We start from the raw sequence: 24,907 nt of genomic DNA on the forward strand, positions 1-24,907 counted from the left end.
CAGTATCTTCAGGGTGCATTTGGGGCGCCGCGTCCGGGACCTGCCAGACACGAACCCGATGGTGACGTTGCATCGTTAGACGTTGCATCGTTACTTCCAGTCAGCATTGTCCCGGAAGCTGAGGCCTCGATGCCGGTCCGCGATGCTGTGTCGGAGGACGCCTGCGAGATTGAATTTGACCGTGCACGCTTGCGCATTCGCGGTAACGTGTCGCCGGATATGCTGCGGCTGCTGATTCGGGAGCTGTCCCGATGATCGGCCTGCCGGCTGGCACTCGCATCTGGATCGCCGCAGGCGTCACGGACATGCGTAGTGGTTTCCCGGCTCTTGCCGCGAAGGTGCAATCGGCACTCGAAGAAAATCCGCTCGGCGGCGACGTGTTCATTTTTCGGGGACGTCGCGCGATCTCGTAAAAATTCTATGGGCAACAGATGACGGACTATGGCTTCTCGCGAAGCGGCTTTCGCATGGGCGGTTTATTTGGCCCCAGGCGGATGGCGGCAAGATCTTTCTGACGTCGGCACAGCTGTCGATGTTGCTGGAAGGCATCGATTGGCGACAGCCCCGTCGCACGGCCGCATTGTCGATGTTGTAAACCGCATCGAAGGCTCGTAAACTGCGGCACATGCCCGATCATGCGCCGCTTCCTGACACCGTTGCCGAGCTCCACGCCCTGGTGCTCGAGCAGCAGGCATCGATCGCAAAGATGCAGCAGGAGATCGCCGAACGCGACCGGGAGATTGTCGAACGGGACCAGCAAATCGAACGCCTGAAAGCGCAGATCGACAAGCTCAGGCGCATGCACTTCGGTCGTAAATCCGAGCAGTTGGAGCGGCAGATCGATCGGCTCGAAACCCAACTCGAGGATCTGGCAACGGGCAGCGGCGTTGCTGATGTTCGCCGTGCACGCGCTCGTGCATCGAGCTCGGGCGTGTCTGCAGCATCCCCGAAGGAAGCCTTGGCGCCCCATCTGCCACGCGAAGAGCACGAGCTCGAGCCCGATTCCATCTGCCCGAAGTGCGCAGCGCCATGGAGTTGCTCGGCGAGGATGTGTCTGAGCAACTCGCGCGCGTCACGGCGATGTTCAAGGTCATCCGCACTATCCGTCGCAAGCGGATCTGCACCGGTTGCGGCCATATCGCGCAACCTCCCATGCCGGGGCTGCCGATCGAGCGCAGCATCGCGCATCCGAGCTTGCTGGCCGAGATATCGTGGCGAAGTATGCAAACCACACGCCCCTGTATCGGCAATCCGAGATCGCGGCGCGCGATGGCGTACGTCTCGATCGGGCCACCATGGCACGTTGGGTCGGGCAATGCGAAGAACTCTGCCGGCTGCTGACTGAAGCCCTGCGTCGCTACACGATGGCGACTGCCAAGCTCCACGCGGACGACACGCCGATCCCGGTGCTTGCGCCTGGGAACAAAAAGACCAAGACCGGTCGATTGTGGGTCTACGTGCGCGATGATCGCCGCTCAGGTTCGAGCGAACCTGCTTCTGTCTGGTTCGCTTACTCGCCGGACCGCAAAGGCATTCACCCCCAGACCCATCTTGCCGGATTCGAAGGCATCCTTCAGGCCGACGGCTATGCCGGTTTCAACAAGTTGAACGAAGGCGGCAAAGTTCGTCTGGCATTTTGCTGGGATCATGCGCGCCGATACTTATTCAACCTGCATGAGACAGCCCCGTCGGACACCACGAAGCAATGGCTCGACATGATTGGCGAGTTTTACGGAATCGAGGCTGATATCCGCGCAAACCGCCGGATGAGCGGCGACGCGTCAGGCAAGAAAAGAGCAATCCATTGCTCGCGGCCCTCGAAAGGTCGATGAGGGAGAAACGTGCGACGCTTTGGCCAAAGGCACCGCTGGTCGAAGCGATCAACTACTCTCTGAATCGCTGGGACGGGCTCACACTGTTCTGTGATGACGGCTGCGTCGAAATCAGCAACGTGCTCGCCGAAAATGCTTTGCGCTGCGTGGCCCTCGGCCGGCGCAATTTCATGTTCGCTGGCTCTGACAGCGGTGGCGAGCGAGCCGCCTCAATGTATAGCCTGATCGGCTCGTACAAGTTGAATGGTATCAACCCGCGCGCCTACCTGGAATATGTCCTTACGCACATCGCCGATCACCAGGCCAATCGCATCGACGAACTGTTGCCCTGGAACGTCGCGAAGCACCTGTTCCCATCTCCACCTTCATCGGGTTGATCCCTTCTGCCTGCGGCAGGCTTAGCCTGCCGCATTCTCAGACGCTTGTCCAAAGAATTCTCGACGGCCCTCGCGCGACGCATACCTTGATCGTGCTTCGGCCGGGGAATCTTCGCACGCAGCTCACTTGTGACACCTCGCTGTAACTCCGGGTCGTAATTCTTCACGCCGTCAACGGCGACGTCTCTGTCGCCACAGCCGACGACGGCAACTCCGGGTTGCGCGTCGAAAAGAAAGTATCGCCAAGGGTCCGTTCAATGAACTGCCGGAGCGACGTTTGACGATTTGTCATTGGCGAGCGGTGCGACCCGCCACACGGCGTTACCGACGTCGTCAGCGACGAGCAAGGCTCCGTGCCCGTCCAGTGCGATGCCGACGGGTCGGCCCACGGCGTCGCCGTCGGCTGTCAAAAATCCGGTGAGGAAGTCCTCAGGTATGCCGGCCGGCTTTCCATTGACAAATGGTACAAACACCACCTTGTAGCCGGAGCGCGGCTTACGATTCCACGACCCATGCTGACCAACAAAAGCGCCGCCACGATAATGAGGCGGGAATAGCGCCTGGTCGTAAAAGGCAAGACCTAGTGACGCCGTGTGATTGCCGAGTGCATAGTCAGGCGCGATGGCCTTCGCAACCCTATCGGGGCGTTGCGGTGTGACACGGGTATCGATGTGCTGGCCGTAGTAACTGTATGGGAAACCGTAAAACGCACCGTCCTTTAACGCTGTCATGTAGTCTGGCACAAGGTTATTGCCGAGTTCGTCCCGCTCATTGACTGCCGTCCACAATGCACCGCTGTCTGGTTGCCACGAGAGTCCATTTGGATTGCGAAGCCCTGTCGCAAACGGCCGCAGACGTCCACTGTTCACGTCGAGTTCAAGGATTCGCGCTCGGCCTTCTTCGGCTTCAATCCCATTTTCCCCTGCGTTACTGTTCGATCCCACCGTAATGTACAGATGTTTGCCAGACCGATCGGCCAGGATGTTCTTGGTCCAATGATGGTTGATGAGTCCCGCTGGCAAGTCGACAACCTTGACGCCGGCGCTTGTGATCTGAGTGGCGCCCGTCGCATAGTTGAAACGCAGCAAAGCGTCCGTATCGGCAACATAGAGTTGATTGCCAATGAGTGCCATCCCGAACGGGGAGTGCAGGCCGCGCAGAAACACGGTCTGCATTGTCGCGGTCCCACCGCCGTCGACGTCGCGCAACAATACAATGCGGTCGGGACTCGGCACTCCGGCGCCGGCGCGCTTCATGACCTGCTTTCTGATCCAGCCGAATAGGCCGCTGCCTTCATCGTGTTCGTTTGGGGCGTCGCTCTCCGCGACGAGTATGTCCCCATTGGGCAGCGTATAAAGCCAACGCGGATGCGCTAGGTCGGCGGCGAACTTGGTGACGATAAAACCGGCGGGAGCGGTGGGTGTCAAACTGTCGGGACGTGTCTGAGCGGGCGCGATATTGACCATCGGAACCCACGACGACTCGGGAGCCGGCAGCACGGGCGACGCACCGAATCCCGTATTGCTTGGACTCGATGGTCCGATCGCGCAAGAGGCAAGCGGCACAACCAATGCAACGACCAGGCGAGTTAGCAGGCGCATAAGGGTTCCCAACGTTGAGTGTTGTTGATGACGCGTGGAGGGAATAGCAAGAAGCCGGCCCGTGGCTTTGCCCGCTGAGGAAAACCGCTCCGTGACTCAAGCGCAAGACCGCAGCTTCCGGCTTCCCGTGTCGGCGTTTCGAAAGCGGCACGTGATGGAGCGCGATCTAAAAAACATCTTAAGGGGCGCGTCCCTGCCCGAAGGGCAGAAACTCCCGGGCCTCGCTCCCTCTGATGTCCATCAGGGGGAGCGGCCGTCGAATTATTGGTGATTCCTTACACCGAAAATCACCGTCATCGTGTGCCCGAGCGGACAACCCGCGTTATCGACCTGAATCAGCGTTTGCCCATTGCAGCGAAGACGTTCTGTTGTGGTAACAGGGCTGAAGCGAAGTGCCGCAGGGCGTTGCAAACCGCCATTTGGTTGTGGGAACGAGCGGCTGGGACGCGTCGTCTGCCGCCGCCCGCCCGGCCCATCACCGGGGCTGACCACGATAAGAAGCCGGGACCCCTGGGTCCAATGGCCCGGGTGCGTATTTCACACGTATGCGTCAGCGTAACCCGTCACAAGATGGTGCGCGACGAGCTTTTCTGCGTCAGATCGGGACGAGACGATGTAGGGAAGACGGCCCTCTGGATCTCAGAATGAGCGGCCTTGCTCATGCCAATAGTGCCAGTCCGCGACCGCGACTCGAGTCGGCTTGTCGCCGCTCAACGGAGCGATTTGAGCCAGGGGCGCCACCACGTCGCGTTCTTTCCACCGAACCCAGACGAAGATTCCAACCCGACACAGGTCTTCATGAGCGAGTCCGGTGACGCAGACGTGTTCGCCCCTGGGCAGCGGCGAGGAGTCCATTGGCTTGCGAACGTTGGCCTCGAAGGGAAACGAGAAGCTTTTCGTCCAGATAGCAGTACCACGACATCGCACACTCTTCCTCGGTATAAGCGTCGACGACGACTTCCATCTCGATGCGATGTTCACGTTCCGCGTTGAGTTTTGTCTTGGCCATGATGTCGTTTGATAATCTCGTCGGTTGGGACTACAGGTCGACGATATGGCGCAGCAGGCCAAAGGAAACGCGCCAGTGTCCTTCCGAGTCTGTCACCGCGATCGACGCAGTCTTCGAATTCAGTCTGACAATGGTGCCAACGCGTTCACGAGACTTTTATCCATACTCGAGTTGTTTTCGGAGGCGAAGCCGTTTTTGTCGGTCGAAGACGTTGCCGTCGAACTCGATTGTTCGAGTCCAACGGCGTATCGCTATGTGCGCGAGCTTGTTGACGCTGGTTTGCTCGTGCGATTTACAGGCGGAGATTATGGGCTGGGACCTCGCATTATCAAGCTCGACTACCATTTGCGCACATCGGATCCATTGATCGCGGTCGGCCAACCGATCATGCGCGAGTTGACCGAGCACTCAGGCTTCGATGTGGTGATGTCGCGCTGGTACGGAAACGAGCTCGTTGACACCCACCGGGAGACTCACGACGCGTCGCTCAACCTCCGGTATGGCCGAGGCCGTCCTCGGCCCTTGTTTCTCGGCGCAGCTCCGAAAGCAATTCTGTCCACCTTTCCGAAGGCTAAACTTGCTGTCCTGTTCGATCAGTATGCCGACGACATTGCACGAAGCGGGCTCGGGGCGACGCTCGAAGAATTCCGCACGGCACTGCTCAAAATCCGACGCGCGGGCTTTTATCTCTCGAGGGACGAACTGGAAAACGGCGTGTCTGCTTTGGCGTCACCCTTGTTTACGGACGACTCCGACGAAGCAGTTGGATCGCTTGCGTTGATCGTGCCAACCCAGCGACTCGAATTCGCGAATTTAGACCGTCTCGTCGATTCAATCCGGGAGGCAGCGGCGCGAACTTCGCAGCGCACACGAGCGGCCATCGAGAATCGCGGGAATGCGGCGGTTGCTTCGTCGCACACCGTAACGCGAGCCAAGCGGTCCGCATAGCGACCCTTCATCGGGTTTTGATGCAATTCGATCGCTTCTCGAACACTTGAGCACGTTGTCGCTTCACGTCGTACTAGCTATCACGGAAAGCGTTTGGCGAAGGGCCGCTTCGAGAACGACAGAACGACAGTAGAAGTTCACAGACCTTCGCGGAAAGGCAGAAATGGGGTCGATCACTGTCATTCGAACCGGTTGGTGTAGCGGCTTGCAATCGACGGTGGCCGTGCTCGCAATCAAGCCCATTTTCGGCTCGGATTAGTTGCGACTGACGAAACCCTGTCCGAGCTACCCGAATTCCCGCCTCACGCGGCGATCCCTCACGCTTAACCCGGTTTTCCGTTCCACTGCGCCTCAAACCCCAAGATCTGCGCGGCGATACCATAGGTTTCAAGTAGGTGCCGAAACCGCAATATAGTCGTTTCGTCTGGAAGACGGGTCATCCCACCATCGAGGCCCGCGAACTCGCGATACAGCGGGACGTCATAGAGAGCTTCTTCCATTGCCGGATCCGAAAGCCCGAACCACTGCTGGATGAAGTGAATGTGCAACATCGTAGCCACCGGAAATGGCGGACGTCCAGTCTTCCCCTTCGGATAATGCGGCTCAATCAACGGAACCAGCCTCGACCACGGCACCACTCGTCTCATGTCGTCCAGAAATGCCCGCTTGCGCGTGCGCTTGGTTGAGAGGTTCAAGCCGAGATGAAGTTGCGTCATTGTGATGCCCCCAAGTCGTTGCTTATGTGATAGTACTATTTAACGTAGATGAACGCAGGGGTTCTGCAGATGGTATGGACGCCTCCCCCCGGAAGCGGGCCGTGAAAGTCGCGTTCGCGCCGATGTGCGAATGTGATCATGCTCGTCAACCGTTCTTCAGGGATAACTCGAAATGAAGCTCACGATTATCGGGATGGACATTGCCAAGCAAGTATTTCAACTTCACGCGCTCGATCCGCAAAGCGGCCAAGTCGAACGATTCAAACTCAAGCGTGCACAAGTGCTCGAGTTCTTCGCGAAACGTGCAACTTCAACGGTCGTGATGGAGGCCTGCGGAAGTGCCCACGACTGGGCGAGACGATTACAAGCACTTGGACATGAGGTGAGGCTCATATCTGCCCGCTCGGTACGCCCCTTCGTACTTCGGAACAAGACTGATGCGGCCGATGCGCGAGCGATCTGCACTGCTGCTCAACAGCCAGAGGCACGTTTCGTTGCCGTCAAAAGCGAAGCTCAGCAAACCGTTTTGGCGATACATCGGGTACGAGCTCAATTGATGAAGTTTCGCATTATGCAAACCAACGCGTTGCGCGGCTTGCTCTATGAATTCGGTGAGGTCCTGCCGGAAGGTTATCGGGCCTTCAGCAAAGTGTTTCCAGCCGCGCTTGCACGCGCTGCTGAACGCCTTCCAGCCATGCTCATTGACAGTTTAAGGGAACAATGGGCTCGCGCCCAGGATACTGATCGAGAGATGGCTGTTCTGGAGCGGCGACTTGCGAGCTTGTTTCGTGACAACCCGGACTGCCAGAAGGTTGCCGATATTCCCGGCGTTGGGCTTTTAACTGCAACAGCAACGGTTGCGGCGATAGGCGACGTACGCACGTTCAAATCCGGTCGCGAGTTCGCGGCTTGGCTGGAGCTCGTGCCACGACAGTCTGGCACCGGTGGTCGGGTTCGGCAGATGGGTCTGAGCAAGCGGGGCGACACTTATTTACGCACGCTGCTAATGCACGGTGCCCGCTCCGTGATCATTCAAGGCAAACGATCCGATTGGGTTGACGGTTTGCTCAAACGTAGACCATTTAACGTAGCGGTTGCCGCTGTCGCCAACAAGTTGGCAAGAACCATCTGGGCAGTGCTGGCGCGACCAGAAAAATATCAGGCTTCGCCCACTGCAACGGCTTAGACGTTACGATTCACAACATTCACAACTTCTTCAAGGAGCGCAAGCAAGTGCTGCATGATGGCTAACAGGTTGGACCGGGGCGAGGAAAACCCGATAAGGAAGATGAACCATTGCGTTCGATTTGCAGATGAGGACCTCGCCAGCGAATTCCATTAGGGCCAGCAGGCAGATACCAGCCTGCACAAAGGGGCCGGACATAAGCGTGCTGCCTAAACCTGCCAGTCAACATCGTGGAACTGTTTGCAATCCGGGAGGCGTCCACATAAGAGCTTCCTTAACTTTTGGAGAAATCTGTTTACATCCTGTCTTTTGCGGAAATTCAGGATGCCAGGTTAATGCTCAGCGATGACCAATACGCGCGGATTGCCCAACTGCTGCCTGGCAAAGCCACGGATGCGGGTCGAACAGCGGCGGACAATCGACAGTTTGTCGAGGCGGTGCTGTGGATTGCTCGCACCGGCAGCCCATGGCGTGATCTGCCTGCTGATTTCGGAGCTTGGAACAGCGTGTACAAACGCTTCGCCAGATGGTCTCGCGCGCAGGTGTGGCATACCGTATTTGTTGAGCTTGCGGGCGATGCCGACTTCGAGGAGGTCTTCATCGACAGCACCATTGTGCGGGCGCACCAGCATGCCGCCGGCGCGCCCAAAAAAATGGCGATCAGGCGATCGGCCGCTCGCGTGGCGGATTGACCACCAAGATTCATGCTCTGGTCGATGGATTGGGCATGCTCGCACGCTTTCGGCTGACCGGCGGTCAGGCGGGCGACAGCCCCGAAGCGCTGCCTTTGCTCGACGATCTGATACCCGCCAGTCTGGCTGCCGACAAAGCCTACGCTTCGAACGCGATCCTGCAACATCTGGAATCGACGGGTATTCAAGCCGTCATCCCCAGTCGCGCCAATCGCCTTGACCAACGCCCTTTGGACGAGCATCTCTATGCCTCACGAAATCTGGTCGAACATTTCTTCTGTCGCATCAAGCAATTCCGTCGAATCGCCACCCGGTACGACAAACTCTCCGAGCGCTTCTCGTCATTCGTTGCGCTCGCCGCTGCATTCATCTGGATCTGCTAATTGTCAACACGCCCTAGCAACGCAATGCAACGGGCGGGCTTATTGCGCGCTTACAACAGATCGAGAGCCTCATTGACATAAAAGGTTATCGATCAGCGCTTCCCTAGCCGTTCGTCGTCGCTTGAGCTTAGCTTGCTGTCAGTCCGGTGCGCCGCCCGCGTCACCGACGCTCGTTGGCGACCGCGCATTTTTGTCGCCCGCGTACTGGCGCAACATTTTTTCGCTCGCGCGGAACGCACGTGCAGAGGGTGCCCGCCGTGCGGTTTTCAGGCTGCGCGCCGGCTGCCCAGCGCCCACACCCCCACTATCACGAGAAAGATCGAGCACGAGGCCCATTGGGTCATTACGCTTGACCACGCCAATGCCGGATCGGAGGTCGCCTCTGTATGTCCGGCCAGATGCAGGAGCATGCCGGGCGGGAGCTTTAGCTGCCTTTCCACGAACCACCACTTGAGCGTCAGGGCGATCGACGCCAGTCCGCTGCCGATCAGAACGGTGCCGATCAACGGGTCGCCAGCCGGGCGGGACGGCCGCGACGCGAAGCATTGGGCGAGGTATGCGACGGCCGCGCCATTGACGAGCGCCGAGAGCATCACAAACCACCACGGAAAGCGCAGGCTGATCGCCACCATGAAAACGATCACCGTCAGCACCTGCGGCCATACCCGGCGCATCAGGGCTGTGCCGATTGCTTTCAGCCCGTTCGGTTGCTCGCTCATCGCTCGTTGTCCTGGAAAGCATCGCCTTCGCAAACGGGTTAGTCATCATGCAGGCGACCAGCGGGACGCCCGTCGTCATGATCATGATCAACGAACATGGGTGCCCCCGATCATCGTGGAAGGGTTGTGTGTTTCACCCGAAGTGCGGCGAGAATGCCCCTCAGGATATCGATGGGCGGCGGTGGACAACCCGGTATGGTGACATCGACGGGGAGCAGGTTCGACAGCGGCCCGCATACCGCGTAACTGCCCTTGAAGATGCCGCACGTGGAGGCGCACTCTCCGGCCGCGACGACCAGCTTGGGATGGGGCGTTGCTTCGTACGCCCGGCGTACCGCTTCCTTCATGTTCAGCGTGAGCGGGCCGGTGATCAGCAGCATGTCCGCATGGCGGGGGCTGGCGACGAACCGGATACCCAGACCCTCGATGTTGTAGTACGGGTTGTTGAGCGCCTGGATTTCAAGTTCGCAGCCGTTGCAGGAGCCCGCATCGATCTCGCGGATGCAAAGCGCCCGGCCGAGCACGTCGAGTATGTCCTGCTGGATCCGCTGGCTTTCGGTGCGCCAGGCGTCATCGCCTTCGGGCACGCGCTCATCAGGAGTGTCGGTTCGCGCGATCTGTTTGAGTAGTTGCCACATTACAGGTCGTGTCCCGCGTAGCTCAGATTGAACGATTTGTTGATCAGCGGGAAATCGGGAACGATATTTCCGATGATCGCGTGCTCCACGGCCGGCCAGTTCTGCCACGACGGATCATGGCAGTGGCAGCGTGAAATGGTTCCATCGGTCCCGACTTCGAGTGCGACGAACACATCGCCCCGCCAGCCTTCGATCCAGCCCACCCCACAGGATGGTGAACCCTCGTGTTCAACCGGCGTGTGGACGCCGCCGCCTGGCAGATCGTCAAGGAAAAGCCGAATCAACCGGATGGACTCGTAGATTTCGTTGAAGCGGACAGCGACCCGGGCCGCCACGTCACCCCGGTCATCGCTGACGACCTGCACCTGAACCTCGTGATACGGCGCGTAGGGATGATCGACGCGTATATCGGCTTTCCGCCCGCTTGCACGCGCGGCCAGACCGCATACCCCGAAGTGCGCGGCCGCCTTCGCCGAGAGGATGCCCGCGCCGGCAAAGCGATCCTGCAGCCCCGACTGATCGTCGTAAATGCGTTGCATCACACGAACCTGCACATCAATCTGGTCGCACTGCGTCAGCATTGCAGTGACGAATCGCGGATCGATGTCCGTTGCCACGCCTCCTGGAACGATCTGGTCCATCAGATAGCGATGCTTGAAAGCCCGATTGTTCAGGCGCAACCAGTCTTCCTTCAGGCGGGAGAACTGTGCCAGCCCAAAGCCGAACCCGGCATCGTTACCGAGCGCCCCAAGATCGCCAAGATGGTTGGCAATACGCTCGCGTTCGAGCAGCAGCCCACGCAGCCATTGTGCGCGCGGCGGAATCCGGGCATCGCACGCCCGCTCGACCGCCATACAGTACGCCCATGCGAAGGCGACCGTGGTGTCCCCGGCGATCCGTCCTGCCAGACGATGCCCAACCAGCAGGGGCGTTTGCGCGAACAGTCGTTCGATGCCCCGGTGCGCATAGCCCAGCCGCTCCTCGAGACGCAACACTTTTTCGCCGACGACCGAGAAGCGAAAGTGTCCCGGCTCGATCACGCCGGCGTGAATCGGCCCCACAGCGATTTCGTGTACACCATCACCGGCGACGTGGACGAATGGATAGTCCGCTTCCGCGGATTGGAACCGCTCGGTTCCGGAGGACAATTTTTGCAGGGGATGATAGTCGACCGGCCAGTTGCCATGGTTCAGCCATGGTCGCGTGTCCCTGGCGTCCATGGCGCTCAACCCGAGCAGATCATATACGGCACGTTGCATGCGTGTCGCGCACGGAAAGACGGTCGACAGATCGGGGTATCTGCCCCCGTCTCCGTGACCATCGTCGACCGGCAACTGAAGCCACAGGATGCCGTCTTCGAGCGCGTAAGCGACGGACATCGCAAAGGTGCCTGCCGGCTCTTCGGAACCCCATAGGGAGATCAGGCGGCCACCCGCCTCGCGCACCGTGCCGGCGGTGCGGGTCCACGTGTCGGCATCAAGGCGCGCGAGAAATGCCGAAGACTTGCCCGCAAATGCAGACAGGCGGACTTGGTTGGGAAAACCGAATGCCTCAATGCGCATGTGCTACCCCGCGATCATGGCCGCCGCCTGCCGATACCACGTCGCAAGATACGGCGGGATGTAGAGTCCCAGCATCAGCCCGATGCCGAGATGGACAAACACCGGCAGCAACGCCGGCGGGTGTTCAAGCGCCTGGGCCGTCGTGTCGCCAAACACCATCCCCTGCACGCGTACGAAGATGGCCGCGAACGCTACCGCGAGCGCGAGCAGCAGGAAGGGCGTTGCCCACGGGAGCTTGCTCATTGCGGTGGTCAGGATCAGGAACTCACTTGCGAAGACCCCGAATGGCGGCATACCGAGGATCGCGAGTGCGCCCAGCATCATGCCCCACCCAACGGTCGGGCTCACGCCCAATAGTCCACGGATGTCGTCGATCGCCTGGGTGCCAGCCTTCTGGACCGCGTGTCCGACGGTAAAGAAAATCGCCGACTTGACGAGCGAATGAACGGTCATGTGCAACAGGCCCGCAAAGGTCGCGGTCGGGCCGCCAAGACCGAAAGCGAACGTCATCAGGCCCATGTGTTCGATCGACGAATACGAAAAGAGCCGTTTGACGTCTTTCTGACGAAACAGCGAAAAGGTCGCGACCAGCACTGAAACCAGCCCGAACCCGACCAGCAGGTGCCCCGGCAAACCGTTCCGGAGTGCGCCATCGGCCAGCACCTTGCAGCGCAGCACTGCATAGAGCGCGACGTTGAGCAACAGGCCGGACAGCACGGCTGAAATTGGCGTGGGGCCTTCCGCATGCGCATCGGGCAGCCAGTTGTGCATCGGCACCAGACCGACCTTGGTGCCATAGCCGATCAGCAGGAACACGAACGCGAGTGACATGATGGTCGGGTCCAGACTGCCCTTGACTGCGTTCAGGCTGGTCCAGAGCAGCGCGTCGCCGCCGCCGAGCTGCCGGCTGGCGGCGAGATAGAGGAGAATCGTGCCGAACATCGCCTGTGCGATGCCGACGCCGCACAGGATGAAGTATTTCCATGCGGCTTCGAGGCTTGCTGCAGTCCGGTAGACGCTAACAAGCAACACTGTCGCGAGCGTGGCGGCTTCCATGGCGACCCAGAGGATGCCCATGTTGTTGGTGAGCAGCGCGAGCAACATTGCAAAGATGAACAGCTGGTACATGCTGAGGTACAGGCGCATGCGAGGGCCGGTCATCTTGCCCCGGTCACGCTCGATCCGCATGTACGGTCGCGAAAAGATCGATGTGGTCCAGCCAACGAAGGCGGTCAGCGCGACCAGGAACACATTGAGCGGATCGACGAAGAAAAGCTGGCCCAGCGCGAACGCCGGTCCGTGCGTCACGGTTTGTGCGGCAAGCAGGATGCCGGTGGAAAATGTCAGAAAACTGAACCAGACGTTGAGGTCAGGCGCGAAATGGTGCTGTCCCACAAGTGCCAGACATCCGCCCGCAAGCAGCGGGATCCCAAGAATCAGCAGCAGGACATAGGACTCAGTCATCTTTGAGTTTTTCAAGGTGATGAATGTCCAGACTGTCGAACTGTTCGCGAATCTGGAACATGAACACGCCGAGGATCAGGATCCCGACGAGCACATCGAGTCCGATGCCGAGTTCGACAATCATCGGCATGCCGTTCGTTGCCGCAGCAGCGGCAAAAAACAGCCCGTTTTCCATCGACAGAAAGCCGATCACCTGGGGGATCGCCTTCGCGCGGGTAATCATCATCATGAACGACAGCAGCACGCAGGCGAGGGCAATGCCGAGCGTGCCGCGCGCGACTGACGAGGCGAGCTGGCTGATCGGTGACGCGACGTTGAACGCGATGATCACGAGCACGATTCCCACCAGCAGGGTAGCGGGAATATTGAGCAGTGGCTCCACATCTGTCTTTACGTTCAGCCGCTGCACCAGCTTGTAAAGGATCCAGGGGATCACCCCGACCTTGAGCAGCAAGGTCAGCGCTGCGGAGATATAGAGGTGGACGTCGGCTGTGACGAATCCCAATACCAGATTGGCTAATACAAGCGTCAGCCCCTGCAGCGTGTAAAGGTGAATCAACGATAGGATCCGGCGCTGGCTGAGCATCGCGAACGACAGCAGCAGCAGGATGGCGGCCAGAAAGTTGATGATCTGCGTGGCGAAATCGTGCATCTACGCCCCCAGCAGGAAGTGAACAAGCATCCCAATGACGGCCAGCAGGAAGGCCGTCGCAAGGAACTCGGGCACGCGGAAAATTCGCATTTTCGCGTTGCTCGTCTCGACTACCGCGAGAGCAGCGCCACCCACTAGCAACTTGACGAAGAGCGCAGGTATAGCCAACAGCAGCGCCATCGGATTGCCCGCTTCGGCAATCCCCCACGGAATGAATAATGCAAGGCCGATGCACGAGTACGCGAACAGCTTGAGGCTCGCGGCCCATTCCATCAGTGCGAGATGCCGGCCTGAATACTCGAGAATCAGCGCCTCGTGGATCATCGTCAGTTCGAGATGCGTGGTCGGGTTATCGACCGGCAGGCGCGCGTTCTCGGCGAGCGACACCATCGTGAATGCGATCCCCGCAAACGCGAGGCTCGGATAGATCGCCAGTTCGCGATGGCTGAGCGTGGCGACGATGCTGGTCAGCAAGGTCGATTGCGTGATCAGTGACGCCGAGAACAGCACCATCAGCAACGCAGGCTCCGCGAGGAAACCCACCAGCATCTCGCGACGCGCGCCGAGCGTACCGAACGCAGTGCCAATGTCCATTGCGGCCAGCGAGATGACCACGCGGGCTAGCGCGAAGAGGCCCACCAGGGCGATCGCGTCGGCGGCGGGCGACAGGGGCAGGTCGGTTGAAAGCGTCGGCACGATCGCGCAGGCGAGCGTCATGCACGCCCAGACGACATAGGGTGCACCGCGGAAGATGGGACTGGCATGGTCGGCGACGACCGATTCCTTGTTGAACAGCTTGTGAAGCATCCGGTAAGGCTGCCAGATGCTCGGTGCCCGGCGGTTCTGCAAGCGGGCGCGGCACATGTTGACCCACCCCGTCAGTAGAGGCGCGGCCGCCAGCGCGAGCAGGATTTCAAGTCCCTGGGCGAGCAATCCGGAGAGCGTGATCATCGTCTCACCAGCATCAGCAGGACAATCAGCACGAGGAAGCTGTGCATCAGATACACGGCGATGCGGCCTGCCTGGAGACGACCTGCCAGTGCCGCGATACGCCTGACCAGTCGCTCCAGCGGCTCATAGACCAGGGTCCACGAGCGATCCGTCACGGTGACACTGTAAACGGGATGCTGGTCGGATGGCGACGGAAGTTGCCGGTCGATCCTGAACAGAGGCGCGAAGATTTCGCGGATCGGCTGCCCGAATCCCTCTGCCGTGTCCTGCATGCGCGCGTTCACGAACGGAAAGCCACAGGCCCATGGTGCCGCACGCCGCATGCGTCCATGGTAGAGACGGCGTATCAGCACCCACGCGAGCCCGCAGCAGGCAAAGAAGAACAGCAGGAAAACCACCGGCATGTAGCTGGCACGGTCCACACTGGTCGGCGCGAGCAGCAGCCAGCCGTTGCGCGCGACGGTGGGTCCGATGCCTGCGCCAACCAGCATCTGCGTAACGCGCTCGAGAACGATCACAAACTGTACCGGCAACAGCCCGAGTAGCACGCATATCACCGCCAGCCATACGAAACCGACGCGTTCCCAAGGGCTTGCGTCGTGCGCCTCGGTCAGCTTCGCCTCGCGAGGCTGACCGAGGAAGATGATCCCGAAGAACTTGACCATCGTGTAGCCCGCGAGTGCGGCCACCAGTGCGATCAGCGCGGCCACGAGCGGCACCACCATGTTCAGGAACGCGTTTGGCAGGCCCGGCGTGAACAGAAAGCTTTGAAGCAGCAGCCATTCGGACACAAAGCCGCTCAATGGCGGCAGGCCCGCACTGGCGAACACACCCACGAGAACCGCCCATGCCGTCCACGGCATGAAACGGATCAGGCCACCCAGGTGGCCCAGATTGCGCTCACCCGTCGCGTGGAGCACGGAACCCGTTCCCAGGAATAGCAGGCTCTTGAACGTCGCATGGCTCGCGATCTGATAAAGGAGTGCCGTCAACGACAGGGCGGCAAGCGCGTTCATGCCGTACGCGCGAAACAGGATCGCCAGCCCCATGCTGACGAACATCAGGCCGATATTGTCGATTGACGAGTACGCAAGCAGCCGCTTCATATCTGTCTGAATGGCGCTGAACACGACCCCGAACAGGGCAGTGAAGAGCCCGAGCGCCAGCATGGACGCACCCCACCACCATAGCTGGACGTGCAGCAGGTCGAACACCGTGCGAAGTACGCCGTAGAGGCCGGACTTCAGGACGAAGCCGCTCATGAGGGCCGACACCGGCGACGGCGCAGCCGGATGGGCCTCGGGCAGCCAGACATGCAGCGGAAAGATACCTGCCTTCGTGCCGAAGCCGAACAGCGCCAGCAGGAACGCGATGGACGCCCAGAACACGTCCAGATGCTGCTGGCGCATGTTGGCGAAGGTGTAGTCGCCGGTATTGGCCTGCAGCAGGCCAAAGCACAACAGGAGCGCCAGCGCGCCGACGTGGGAGATCAGGAAGTACAGAAAGGCGGCCCGGCGAATCTCGGCGATACGGTGATTGGTCATCACAAGGAAGGTGGCCGACAGCGTCATCGTCTCCCACGCCACCATGAAGCAATACGCATCGTCGGCCAGCAGCAGCAACGCCATGCTCGCGACGCATACATGATATTCGAAGCACAGTAATCCGGGCGGAGTGCCTTCGCCCTTGCGGAAATAGCCGGCGGAGAATGTGCTCACCCCTGTACTCACCACGCCGAGCACAGCGAGGAAATACGCCGACAGGCCGTCGAGCCGCAGATGGAACGGCAGGTTCGGTAGCCCGAGCGGCAGGATGGCCTCCTGCGGGCCCGCGAAAACGCCTGTCAGACCCAGCCCGCACAGGAGCAGTCCAAACACCGCGCCAACCGGAAACAGCCCATGCGCAACCACCCGCGTGCGATGCAGGCTGGCGAGCCCGAGGACCCCAACAACCAGCCAGCCCGCGACCACCAGCAACACGTAATGGATGACCAGCAGGTGTTCCATCGCCATTGTCTCCGCTGCCGTCAGATGTCTCGTTCGAAGGCCAGCTTGCCGGATCGAGGGTATCGCGAAACCGGGTCCGCCCGGTGATGACGTTCCATTTTCTTGACGTACCGGTAGAGGTCGAGCCCCATCGACGCCGTAACGGCTTCTGCTCGCGCATAGAGGTCGTGCCAATCCGGGACGTTGCGCCCCTTCACTCCGATGGCAATGGTGTTGCCCTCGTGTCGTACCACGGTGCGGAAAACGTTGCCGTCGCACGCACGGCGTATCCGGCCGAAGTAGGTGACGAGCTGCGCGTCGTTGTTCAGCAGGTTGGCCACCAGTACGCCATCGTCTCGCAGGGCGGCATGGCAGCAGTCGTAAAAGCGCTGACTCGAAAGGCTGGCGGGGAGGCCAAATGCGTCAAACCCGTCGAGCAGGATCACGTCGGCAATCCCGACCTTGTCCGACAGATATTTCACCGCGTCGGCATGCACGATTTGGAATCTTTCTGACTCCGGTGGGAAAACCACTCGCGTAACGAGATCACTCTGTCATCGATTTCGACCGTGGTGGTCCGCGATGAGGGCAACTTGTGGAAACAGTACTTCGACAGGGACCTTCCGCCCAGCCCGACGATCAGAATGTCCTTCGGATCAGGGTGGAAAAGCTGGAACGACATCATGGCCCGCGAGTACGAAAGATCAAGGGTGAGCGGATCGCTGCGTCGCATCGAGCTTTGAATCCCGAAGGCGTCGACATATAGCGAACGGGTGAACAGGCCCTCGCGCACCACGGGCGCGCCATACTTGCTGCCCGACTGCGCCAGCGCTTGTCCGAATTGATTGTGATCAGCCGACAATCCAATGTTCTCCTGAAACCGCATACGGGTCGCCATGAACCGGAAGCACGCGGCGACTGAGGCGTTGCGGCAACCTCAACATGGCCCTGAGTATTGAAGCCCAATGAGGGGTCAAGCGCGTGCGCTGGAGGCCCGAAGCGGCATCCTCCACGGTAAGTTCACGTCTCAGTAGTTCGTGAAGATCAGCGCGATCTACCTGGATGCGATCGCCATTGCTCCTGACAAGCATCAGAGTTGCGAGTTCGTGTGGACTGAGCATCATGGCCTCCTGCCGGTGGATTTGCGCCTGTCGGGGAAGGTGAGACTCCCGCGGCGTTCGGCTCGGAGGAGCCGGCAGGTGACGACTGAACCGGAACATTAGAAGCTTGTGGATGACCCTGAAGGCCGTCGTTTTGCCGTGACGACGTAGGTATTCAGTTTATACCGTGTCGTGGTTGCATTCAATGCGGGACTACCGCGCTCGGACTATTTGCCATTCGGAGTCGGCCGTTATGAATCGAAACGTCTGCACAACGCAGGCGAGCAGCCGGCCCGTTGCAGACGCCTATATCACCGTCCCCGCACCCGTCGTTTAGCGCATGCGCTGGCATACCCTAAGGACCGTCATGACGGGGCAACGGGATACACCGCCAACCACATGTTACGCGTTAGCGTGACGGAGGCGGTCCGCTTCCCGGTAGCGACCACGCGGAAATCTTCATCTTTCTCGAAAGGACGATAGCCCTCGCAGATCGGCAGTCTCGCACCCATCGATACTTCGCAGCCTGGACCTCGTGACGGGAATGCACTGCGTGGCGCCAGCTCATGTGCCAACCGCCAGCCGCTGCCGCACACTCTTTGCGAAGCGCGGCGATCGGGCGCAAATTTGCTGCGGATTGGCGCACAATATGGTGACGGACTCAGCGAAATGCCGCGTCATTTACCAGTCGGCTCCGGCGCGCAAATCGGATCCTCTCGCAATGCGCGAACGGCGAACTTTCGACGTGCTGCTGGTGGGTCATATGCGCGCAGAGAAAGATCCGCGTACGCCGATGCGCGCACTGGAGCGGCTGCCCGACGATTCGCGGGTGCGGCTGATCCATATCGGTCGCGCGCTGGAAGACGAGTATCGGCTCGCGGCGCAAGCTTTGCAGGCGCGGACATGGCCCACGGTGCAGCGGTACGTCTGGCACGCAGGGCTGCCGCATGGCGCTACGCTGCGACACATAGCCAACGCGGACGCGATGGTCATTTCGAGTGTGATGGAAGGAGGCGCGAACGTGATCATCGAAGCGGTGAATGCGGGCGTGCCGGTACTGGCCAGCTGCATCCCAGGCAACGTCGGCATGCTGGGCCGCGACTACGAAGGCTATTTCCCCCCTGGCGACGACGGGGCGCTGGCCAGGCTGCTTGTTCGGGCGAGTCGGGACCGTGCATTCCTGACGGCGCTGCAGAAGCAATGTACCCGACGGGCGCTACTGTTTGCTCCTACACGGGAAGAGGCGGAAGTAACAGGTTTGGTCAGAGATGCCCTGGCCTAGGGATCTGCAGTCAGTCGGGGCTAGATCGGGTAAGCCTTGCCATCCATTCTCCAAGCGACGGAGGAGCGCGGCCAACTCGGCGTGGTCGGTCACGGGAAGCGTTGATGCATTCTCGAGTTCTCGGACAAGCACGGTCATCGCAGGTAGCGCGCTGTCGGTCGCGTACTCGCAGGCAAGCAGCATCAGTGTCTTTCGTGCGTCCGCCGCGTTGCGACGCTGCAACTGCTCCACCACGTCATTGCGCAATGCCACGTCGCGGCTGTCGGCGAATATATCGAGTTGCTGCATGGTCTGCTGCATCATCGTCGAGCTCAGGAAAGGTCCATGAAGAGCGTTCAGGCTAATCGATTTTACCGCGTCTAGGAAGCTGCCACCAAGCTGCCTTGGTTGTTCTCGCCGCCACGTCATGGTGCGGTAGCAACCGAACCCTACCGACGGGACTCCAGCATCGTTCCTCGACATCGGCGAGCGCCGCAGCGACACGCGTACATCCGTCTCAGTGCCGCTGTTCTGCGCCCTTCGACGTCAAGCTGGTAGTCAATGAAGATCTCTGCGCCCTCTTCGATCTTGCGCGTTGCGTGGATGAAGATCCGATCGCCCTGCTGCCTGGCTTCGCAATTGGGCGCGCAGCTATGATTGATCCAGCGTGCCGAGTTGCCGCCTTGGGCTCCGTCGATCATGCGGCCGTCGTCCAGATTGACGAAGAATGTGTGGCCATCCTCGGCGGTCGACCGGCCGACCCGGCGCTGTGCATCCTTTGCCGTGATGATCTCACCCTTATACTCGATGATCTGATCACCCGAGTCGATTATCGTGAGCGCGAAAACGCCTCGACCATGGATCAGCGAGGTCTAGACTGCAATGCGACGCATAGTGTCTTTTCACAGGGATGAGGAGGCGAAACGTCCGCGCTTGCGTGACGACAGGCATAATCGCACATCATCGCATGCCCATTCGCCAAGATATGCCCGCTTCAACTCGTCGCACGAAACTTAAGCGCAAGCCGGCGCGCGGCACCTTGGTGCGTTACCAGGACCGCATTGCCGAGGTGATGGGTGAAGCGCGCGGGCAACGCGTGATGATTCGTTCGATTCACCCGGACGGACAAGAGCGCCGCACAGCGGTGAAGTGGGTGAATCTGGTGCCCCTCGAGACTCAGCTTTTCTGACCGAGTATCACTGGCTCACCAGCGGCGGTAACTGGAAGGTCCGCCGCCTTGTGCGCATTCGGTTCTCGCTGTCTTCACGCCTGGTTGACGACGTCCTTAAATGCCTTGCCCGCCGAGAACTTGACGGTTTTCGCTGCCGCGATTTCCATCGCTTCGCCAGTCGCGGGGTTTCGACCCGTCCGTGCTGCCCGCTCGCCCCTTCCGAATGTGCCAAAACCGACGAGTTGAACGGCGTTTCCTGCCGCCACCTCCTTCGAGATGGTGTTCAAGACGGCATTGATCGCCTCTTCAGCGGCGCTCTTGCTTGTACCCGCCTCCGATGCAACTGCGTCGATCAGTTCCTGCTTGTTCATTGAATTCCTACCTCACTATTGAAATGAACGCGATCTGCGTGATCGGTCGTGAAAACAGACTACCGCCGCTGCTACGAATCGGCGTTCGCATCTAGGTCGAACAGATCTGACGTTGTGCTGTGTCCGGCTAGCAGCTCTGGCAAATCACCGTTTCGAACCTTTGTCAGCGTGTCCGGCGACAACCAGATTTCTTCCATCGCATCAATGCCTTCCTCGATTATTCGCTGCAGTAGAACGACTGCTTTCGCCCCGTTGCCTCTGCCAGCACACGCAACCGCTGTTCGATGACGGGGTCGATGCGCACCGCAACGACCCTCAATTTATTCTCTGCCGATCTTCTCACCTGTTTGCTCCTTTTGACCGTCGGCGCGACGGGGGGCCGTGGACTGCGCCACTCGCCGGCGCCACCCGGTCATTATCTACGCGCGATCTTTCGCTCTCGCCGTCTTGCCAACAGCTGCCTTTCGGGCTGCTCGCCTTGCCGGCGGACGGGATTCGGCTGTGGGCGCGCGTCGCGCTGAGGGACGCGTCGTTGCGCGTGGGGATTTCAACTGCTCCTGGAGTGAGATGTATGCCTCCTCGAGCGCGGCGAGCTTGCCCTGCAACACCCCGGTCTGCTGGCGAGCGTCGCCCTGCTGCGCTTGCAGCGCCTCGACTGTTCGTCGATGTTCAGCATCCCGCTTTTCTGCGCGTTTGGTGGCTTCCGCCAATTCTTTCTGCACTTTTACCACGGTACCGCGTTCGCGATCGATTTCCAGCAGCGCACGTTTTTCCGAGGCACGTAAGCGCTCCTCCGCTCGGTCAGCCGTCTGCCGGAGTTTTTCCAGATCACGCGAGAACGTGTCGCGTACCTTGTCGAGATCACGCTCGCGCGCGACGACCTCCTCGCTAAGCCGCTTGACCTGCGCCTCGAGTGCTTTACGCGCGGCCGCCTCGTGCGCCTGCTGCCGCTCCAGCTCCCGAATTTCGACCTGCGCCGCCAACAATGCCGCGGTGCGCTGTTCGAGTGCCATCTCGGTCCGACCGAGTTCCTCACGCGCGGCGACGACCTTTTGCTCCGCCTCGGCGCGACGCGCTTCGACGTCATCGCGAAGCGTCGTCAGTTCGGCATGCGCGGAGGCCGCCGCGCGCGTCCAAAGCGTTCCGATCAACTCGCCGGCGGCCTCACCCAACTCTTTTGGCAGGTCCGGGTGCTCAATACGCACCCGACTCTTCTCTCGTAATTCCGCCCAGAACTCGGCGAGCACCGACGACGGGGTGCTCATGGTGCCGCGCCGGACCAGGTTGTAGAGGCGATTAGCGGTGGGCGGGACGCCGAAGCGGAAAAACAGCAGCGCACACACCTCGCGATAGAGCTCGCGCGTCTTGGGGAACTCGGCCTTAAGGCGCTCGATATCGGCCGCGAGGCGGGATTCATCGGAAAGAACGTCGGACATGAGCGAGTGGGAACGAGGAATACCGGCAATAGTACAACGTATTTCGATATATATCCAGCCAAACCGACGGTTTGATTTGACATTAGTGCTATAATGTTGACTTATTGTCGCCGTACCGAGTTCGAAACCGCGTGAGACTCAATGCCCGCTCTTCCGCCACCGACATCCGTCGCGCTTCACCCCGCGCCCCTCGAATCCCTCGTAATTCCGTCGACGCTCGACGGGAGTGTGGGCGCGAATCGCGCGACCGACGGTCGGGCGCAGATCGCGGCCAACAATGATCTCGATGCGATTCGCGCGTGGCTCTCGCGCTTCCACGACACCAAGACCACCTTCGACAGTTATCGCAAGGAGGCCGAGCGCTTGCTGCTCTGGGCGCTCGTCGCGCTCGGCAAGCCGCTCTCGTCACTGACGCACGAGGATTGTCTGCGCTACCAGCAGTTTCTGGCCGATCCGCAGCCCGTCTCAACCTGGGTCGCCGGCGGGGGTCGCAAGCACCCTCGCCACGATGCACGGTGGCGGCCGTTCTATGGGCCGTTGTCGCCCGCGAGTCAGCGCCAGGCGGTCATCATTCTCAACGCGCTGTTTGCGTGGCTCGTGCAGGCGGGCTATCTTGCTGGCAATCCCCTTTCCCTATCCCGCCAACGCACCAAACACGCCCCACCCCGCATCACCCGCTATCTCGAGCCAGGGCTCTGGCAGGAGGTCAAGGACACCATCGCCGCGCTGCCGCGCGACAGCGATCGCGCGCGTGCGCATGCCTACCGCGTCAGGTGGCTGTTCACGCTGCTGTATCTGGGTGGGTTGCGGATTGCCGAAGTGGGCGCGAACACGATGGGCCAGTTTTTTGTGCGGCGCGACGCCGACGGTACCCTTCGCTGGTGGCTGACCGTTCACGGCAAAGGTGGCAAGGAGCGACTGGTGCCCGCGACGCGCGAAATGATGATGGAGCTTTCGCGCTACCGCCAGCAACTGGGCCTGAGTGCACTGCCCTCGCCCAGCGAAGAGACGCCGTTGATTTTGCCGATTAACGCAAACGCAGCCAACGACCGAGCGCAGACATGCGCACCGCTGACGCGCGCCGGACTGCATGCGATCGTCAAAGACGTATTTGCGGATGCAGCTGTGCGCCTTCGCTTACGAGATGGCGCTTCGACGCGCGCAGACTTATTGGAGAAGGCGTCGGCCCATTGGCTGCGTCACAGCGCCGGTTCTCATATGGCGGATAAGCAGGTTGATCTCCGGCTCGTTCGTGACAATCTGGGTCATGCTTCGCTGACCACGACCAGTCTGTACCTGCATATCGACGACGACCGTCGGCATCGGGAAACGGAAGACAAGCACCGTATCGATTGGTAGCAACGCGTTGGTTCTCATTTTTTATTCCGCGGGCCAGCTTTTGGGGTGTACACCTAACTCAATCTGCACAGCTCAATCATGGAGGCCGCAGGGGCAGCACCCCGCATCCTCGCAAATCGCCAAGGTGTCGCGTCGACCTCGTACGTGCGAGCGGCTCAGTCGAATGCGTGGTCACCCTCGATGCACTTGAAGCGTATTTTTGGCTTGAATCGGGCGCAAGCGACGATCGCACACTCAAATGCTTTGACGATGGCTACCAGCGCATCGCCGCGATCGCGGCACGCAAGGCGCTCGCCCATCCATCAGCGAACGTCGATTTGACGTCGTCGAATTTTGCGCGACGTACGTGAGCGGAATCCGCCAGGTACCACTTGGGTTTCGATGCGGCTCGTCACGCCGACCGGCTTGCCGGTCAGCCAGCGGCTACAGCGATGCCTGATCATGCGCCTCGGTCCAGTAAGCGCCGCTAGGGTTTGTTTTTCGCCTGGGTGCAAGACTGCGCGCCCTTGTCGCCCGCGCCGAACCCACCTGTTTAACTTTGCTGTACGGCTCGTCACGGTGATCAGCTATGCACGGCGGCTCAAATGTCCCAGAGAAAGTGCTCGACGGTTAGTTGCCTTTCGCCGCGCAGAGTAAGCGTGCTCGCAGGCCCGTTGGCCTCGAACTGCCCGTGATTCAGAAGTCACCCTACGGCAGCTTGCAACTTTAGCGTCCGTCGCTGAGACGGAACGACCGGTCGAATTTGTAGATCGTGAATGGCCGCTGGCAGGAAAATCCAATGCTCCTTGACGACCCGACGCAGACGTTCGACCCAAATCCAGCCATACGGCAGCTTTACAACGTACAGCGGTCATCTACGCAGTCACCTTGTTCGCTGTGGGCAATTCACTCGACCGCCAGGTGCACGCGAGGATCGAGTTCATCCAGACGGTTGACCCCTAGCATGGCCATGTTTCTGGAAATCTCCGCGGTCAACAGACGAATGGCGTGTCCTACGCCCGCCTCGCCAGCGATGGATGCGGCGTACACGAATGGCCGTCCGACAAACACGGCACGCGCACCCAAAGCGAGCGCCTTCAGGACGTCGCTGCCGCGCCGGATGCCACCATCGATCATCACCGGAAGATCCGGGCACGCCTCAACAATGGACGGCAGAACCGTGAGCGGAGAAACGGCACCGTCCAGTTGCCTGCCGCCGTGATTGGAGACGATGATCCTATTCGCACCGCAGTTTCGGGCTATACGGGCGTCGGCGGCACTTAGCACACCTTTGATAATCAGCGCTCCGTCCCATTGCCGGCGAATCGCCGACAAATGCTGCCAGTCCAGATGTCCGCGATCGGAGAAATCGCGTTCGACTGTCGGCGACAGAATCGGGGCACCACGCGTCGCGTAGTTGTTCTCGAAATGAGGCATCCCGTGCCGCAAAATCGTCGTCGTGAAAGTGCCGGTGAGCCAGCGAGGATGGCTGAGCCCTTCCTACGTCAGCCTGAG

Annotated in this window: 20 protein-coding genes and 6 pseudogenes; 10 read left to right on the top strand and 16 right to left on the bottom strand. The window is 60.3% G+C overall.

What is annotated here, in order from left to right; all coding sequences use genetic code 11:
- The 3 pseudogenes from AWB65_RS37255 to tnpC form a co-directional block, all read left to right on the top strand.
- Positions 1-255 (top strand): annotated as a pseudogene (locus tag AWB65_RS37255) (IS66-like element accessory protein TnpA); the annotation flags it as partial.
- 50 nt (positions 256-305) lie between these two features.
- Positions 306-595: pseudogene (gene tnpB, locus AWB65_RS31070) on the top strand (IS66 family insertion sequence element accessory protein TnpB).
- Between the two features lie 30 nt (positions 596-625).
- Positions 626-2,209, top strand: a pseudogene (tnpC, locus tag AWB65_RS31075) (IS66 family transposase).
- Positions 2,210-2,463: 254 nt separating this feature from the next.
- Here tnpC and AWB65_RS31080 read toward each other — a convergent pair.
- Both AWB65_RS31080 and AWB65_RS31085 read right to left on the bottom strand, forming a co-directional pair.
- Positions 2,464-3,810, bottom strand: coding sequence for a PQQ-dependent sugar dehydrogenase (locus AWB65_RS31080; RefSeq protein WP_087670740.1), 1,347 nt, complete (start codon positions 3,808-3,810; stop codon positions 2,464-2,466).
- 563 nt (positions 3,811-4,373) lie between these two features.
- Positions 4,374-4,819 (bottom strand): annotated as a pseudogene (locus AWB65_RS31085) (calcium-binding protein).
- A 45-nt stretch (positions 4,820-4,864) separates the two neighbouring features.
- Here AWB65_RS31085 and AWB65_RS31090 point away from each other — a divergent pair.
- A complete protein-coding gene (locus AWB65_RS31090; protein WP_087670741.1) occupies positions 4,865-5,767 on the top strand; it encodes an IclR family transcriptional regulator in 903 nt (300 codons plus the stop codon).
- A 359-nt stretch (positions 5,768-6,126) separates the two neighbouring features.
- Here AWB65_RS31090 and AWB65_RS31095 read toward each other — a convergent pair.
- Positions 6,127-6,483, bottom strand: a pseudogene (locus AWB65_RS31095) (transposase); the annotation flags it as partial.
- A gap of 172 nt (positions 6,484-6,655) precedes the next feature.
- Between AWB65_RS31095 and AWB65_RS31100 the strand changes: the two are divergent.
- The gene (locus tag AWB65_RS31100) at positions 6,656-7,669 is read left to right on the top strand and encodes an IS110 family RNA-guided transposase (protein WP_087670742.1); all 1,014 of its coding nucleotides are present in this window, start codon (positions 6,656-6,658) and stop codon (positions 7,667-7,669) included.
- 335 nt (positions 7,670-8,004) lie between these two features.
- A protein-coding gene (locus tag AWB65_RS31105) for an IS5 family transposase (RefSeq protein ID WP_374729774.1) occupies positions 8,005-8,744 on the top strand; the annotation gives its coding sequence in 2 pieces (ribosomal slippage) (positions 8,005-8,310 and positions 8,313-8,744; 738 coding nt in all).
- 266 nt (positions 8,745-9,010) lie between these two features.
- On the opposite strand, the gene AWB65_RS31110 is transcribed toward AWB65_RS31105, so the two are convergent.
- The 9 genes from AWB65_RS31110 to AWB65_RS37265 form a co-directional block, all read right to left on the bottom strand.
- Positions 9,011-9,463: a hypothetical protein gene (locus AWB65_RS31110; protein ID WP_235007895.1), complete on the bottom strand. Its 453-nt coding sequence runs from the start codon at positions 9,461-9,463 to the stop codon at positions 9,011-9,013.
- Between the two features lie 110 nt (positions 9,464-9,573).
- A complete protein-coding gene (locus tag AWB65_RS31115; protein WP_087660543.1) occupies positions 9,574-10,101 on the bottom strand; it encodes an NADH-quinone oxidoreductase subunit B family protein in 528 nt (175 codons plus the stop codon).
- Positions 10,101-11,663: a hydrogenase large subunit gene (locus AWB65_RS31120; RefSeq protein WP_087670743.1), complete on the bottom strand. Its 1,563-nt coding sequence runs from the start codon at positions 11,661-11,663 to the stop codon at positions 10,101-10,103. Before AWB65_RS31120 ends, AWB65_RS31115 begins: the two co-directional genes overlap by 1 nt.
- Before the next feature lie 3 nt (positions 11,664-11,666).
- Positions 11,667-13,127 carry a hydrogenase 4 subunit F gene (locus tag AWB65_RS31125; protein ID WP_087670744.1) on the bottom strand — a complete coding sequence of 487 codons (1,461 nt, stop codon included), beginning with the start codon at positions 13,125-13,127 and terminating at the stop codon, positions 11,667-11,669.
- A complete protein-coding gene (locus AWB65_RS31130; RefSeq protein WP_087670745.1) occupies positions 13,120-13,779 on the bottom strand; it encodes a formate hydrogenlyase in 660 nt (219 codons plus the stop codon). Before AWB65_RS31130 ends, AWB65_RS31125 begins: the two co-directional genes overlap by 8 nt.
- Complete coding sequence (locus AWB65_RS31135; protein ID WP_087670746.1) at positions 13,780-14,730, bottom strand: respiratory chain complex I subunit 1 family protein; 951 nt, start codon at positions 14,728-14,730, stop codon at positions 13,780-13,782. It lies immediately after the preceding gene.
- On the bottom strand, positions 14,727-16,736 hold the full coding sequence (gene hyfB, locus AWB65_RS31140; protein WP_087670750.1) for a hydrogenase 4 subunit B: 2,010 nt from the start codon (positions 16,734-16,736) through the stop codon (positions 14,727-14,729). The genes AWB65_RS31135 and hyfB overlap by 4 nt, the downstream gene beginning before the upstream one ends.
- 20 nt (positions 16,737-16,756) lie before the next feature.
- Positions 16,757-17,212 carry a class I SAM-dependent methyltransferase gene (locus AWB65_RS37260; protein ID WP_235007897.1) on the bottom strand — a complete coding sequence of 152 codons (456 nt, stop codon included), beginning with the start codon at positions 17,210-17,212 and terminating at the stop codon, positions 16,757-16,759.
- Positions 17,194-17,577 carry a class I SAM-dependent methyltransferase gene (locus AWB65_RS37265; protein WP_235007899.1) on the bottom strand — a complete coding sequence of 128 codons (384 nt, stop codon included), beginning with the start codon at positions 17,575-17,577 and terminating at the stop codon, positions 17,194-17,196. Before AWB65_RS37265 ends, AWB65_RS37260 begins: the two co-directional genes overlap by 19 nt.
- An 887-nt stretch (positions 17,578-18,464) precedes the next feature.
- On the opposite strand from AWB65_RS37265, the gene AWB65_RS31155 reads away from it, so the two are divergent.
- Entirely contained in the window at positions 18,465-19,097 is a 633-nt protein-coding gene (locus tag AWB65_RS31155; RefSeq protein WP_235007901.1) for a glycosyltransferase, read from the top strand.
- A 428-nt stretch (positions 19,098-19,525) separates the two neighbouring features.
- Here AWB65_RS31155 and AWB65_RS31160 read toward each other — a convergent pair whose 3' ends face one another.
- Positions 19,526-19,942 carry an SET domain-containing protein gene (locus AWB65_RS31160; protein ID WP_327359398.1) on the bottom strand — a complete coding sequence of 139 codons (417 nt, stop codon included), beginning with the start codon at positions 19,940-19,942 and terminating at the stop codon, positions 19,526-19,528.
- A 101-nt stretch (positions 19,943-20,043) separates the two neighbouring features.
- On the opposite strand from AWB65_RS31160, the gene AWB65_RS31165 reads away from it, so the two are divergent.
- Positions 20,044-20,265, top strand: a complete 222-nt coding sequence (locus tag AWB65_RS31165) for a hypothetical protein (RefSeq protein ID WP_235007903.1) — start codon at positions 20,044-20,046, stop codon at positions 20,263-20,265.
- 74 nt (positions 20,266-20,339) lie between these two features.
- Here the strand turns inward: AWB65_RS31165 and AWB65_RS31170 are convergent, their stop codons facing one another.
- Together AWB65_RS31170 and AWB65_RS31180 are read right to left on the bottom strand one after the other, a co-directional pair.
- Positions 20,340-20,618, bottom strand: a complete 279-nt coding sequence (locus AWB65_RS31170) for an HU family DNA-binding protein (RefSeq protein ID WP_087660503.1) — start codon at positions 20,616-20,618, stop codon at positions 20,340-20,342.
- Between the two features lie 419 nt (positions 20,619-21,037).
- A complete protein-coding gene (locus AWB65_RS31180) occupies positions 21,038-22,054 on the bottom strand; it encodes a DNA-binding protein (RefSeq protein WP_087670748.1) in 1,017 nt (338 codons plus the stop codon).
- Positions 22,055-22,195: 141 nt separating this feature from the next.
- Between AWB65_RS31180 and AWB65_RS31185 the strand changes: the two genes are divergently transcribed.
- Together AWB65_RS31185 and AWB65_RS38105 are read left to right on the top strand one after the other, a co-directional pair.
- Positions 22,196-23,413, top strand: coding sequence for a tyrosine-type recombinase/integrase (locus AWB65_RS31185; RefSeq protein WP_087670749.1), 1,218 nt, complete (start codon positions 22,196-22,198; stop codon positions 23,411-23,413).
- A gap of 167 nt (positions 23,414-23,580) precedes the next feature.
- Positions 23,581-23,763: a hypothetical protein gene (locus AWB65_RS38105; RefSeq protein WP_327359396.1), complete on the top strand. Its 183-nt coding sequence runs from the start codon at positions 23,581-23,583 to the stop codon at positions 23,761-23,763.
- Positions 23,764-24,298: 535 nt separating this feature from the next.
- Here the strand turns inward: AWB65_RS38105 and AWB65_RS31195 are convergent.
- Positions 24,299-24,892, bottom strand: a pseudogene (locus AWB65_RS31195) (alpha-hydroxy acid oxidase); the annotation flags it as partial.
- Between the last annotated feature and the right edge of the window lie 15 nt (positions 24,893-24,907).

Source organism: Caballeronia humi, from assembly GCF_001544475.1.
Lineage (GTDB): Bacteria > Pseudomonadota > Gammaproteobacteria > Burkholderiales > Burkholderiaceae > Caballeronia > Caballeronia humi.

Bases quoted from the DNA above. Each gene is read 5' to 3' on its own strand.
- AWB65_RS31080 (WP_087670740.1), bottom strand. From the start codon at position 3,810: ATGCGCCTGCTAACTCGCCTGGTCGTTGCATTGGTTGTGCCGCTTGCC.
- AWB65_RS31090 (WP_087670741.1), top strand. From the start codon at position 4,865: ATGGCGCAGCAGGCCAAAGGAAACGCGCCAGTGTCCTTCCGAGTCTGT.
- AWB65_RS31100 (WP_087670742.1), top strand. From the start codon at position 6,656: ATGAAGCTCACGATTATCGGGATGGACATTGCCAAGCAAGTATTTCAA.
- AWB65_RS31110 (WP_235007895.1), bottom strand. From the start codon at position 9,463: ATGAGCGAGCAACCGAACGGGCTGAAAGCAATCGGCACAGCCCTGATG.
- AWB65_RS31115 (WP_087660543.1), bottom strand. From the start codon at position 10,101: ATGTGGCAACTACTCAAACAGATCGCGCGAACCGACACTCCTGATGAG.
- AWB65_RS31120 (WP_087670743.1), bottom strand. From the start codon at position 11,663: ATGCGCATTGAGGCATTCGGTTTTCCCAACCAAGTCCGCCTGTCTGCA.
- AWB65_RS31125 (WP_087670744.1), bottom strand. From the start codon at position 13,127: ATGACTGAGTCCTATGTCCTGCTGCTGATTCTTGGGATCCCGCTGCTT.
- AWB65_RS31130 (WP_087670745.1), bottom strand. From the start codon at position 13,779: ATGCACGATTTCGCCACGCAGATCATCAACTTTCTGGCCGCCATCCTG.
- AWB65_RS31135 (WP_087670746.1), bottom strand. From the start codon at position 14,730: ATGATCACGCTCTCCGGATTGCTCGCCCAGGGACTTGAAATCCTGCTC.
- hyfB (WP_087670750.1), bottom strand. From the start codon at position 16,736: ATGGAACACCTGCTGGTCATCCATTACGTGTTGCTGGTGGTCGCGGGC.
- AWB65_RS31155 (WP_235007901.1), top strand. From the start codon at position 18,465: ATGGTGACGGACTCAGCGAAATGCCGCGTCATTTACCAGTCGGCTCCG.
- AWB65_RS31165 (WP_235007903.1), top strand. From the start codon at position 20,044: ATGCCCATTCGCCAAGATATGCCCGCTTCAACTCGTCGCACGAAACTT.
- AWB65_RS31170 (WP_087660503.1), bottom strand. From the start codon at position 20,618: ATGAACAAGCAGGAACTGATCGACGCAGTTGCATCGGAGGCGGGTACA.
- AWB65_RS31180 (WP_087670748.1), bottom strand. From the start codon at position 22,054: ATGTCCGACGTTCTTTCCGATGAATCCCGCCTCGCGGCCGATATCGAG.
- AWB65_RS31185 (WP_087670749.1), top strand. From the start codon at position 22,196: ATGCCCGCTCTTCCGCCACCGACATCCGTCGCGCTTCACCCCGCGCCC.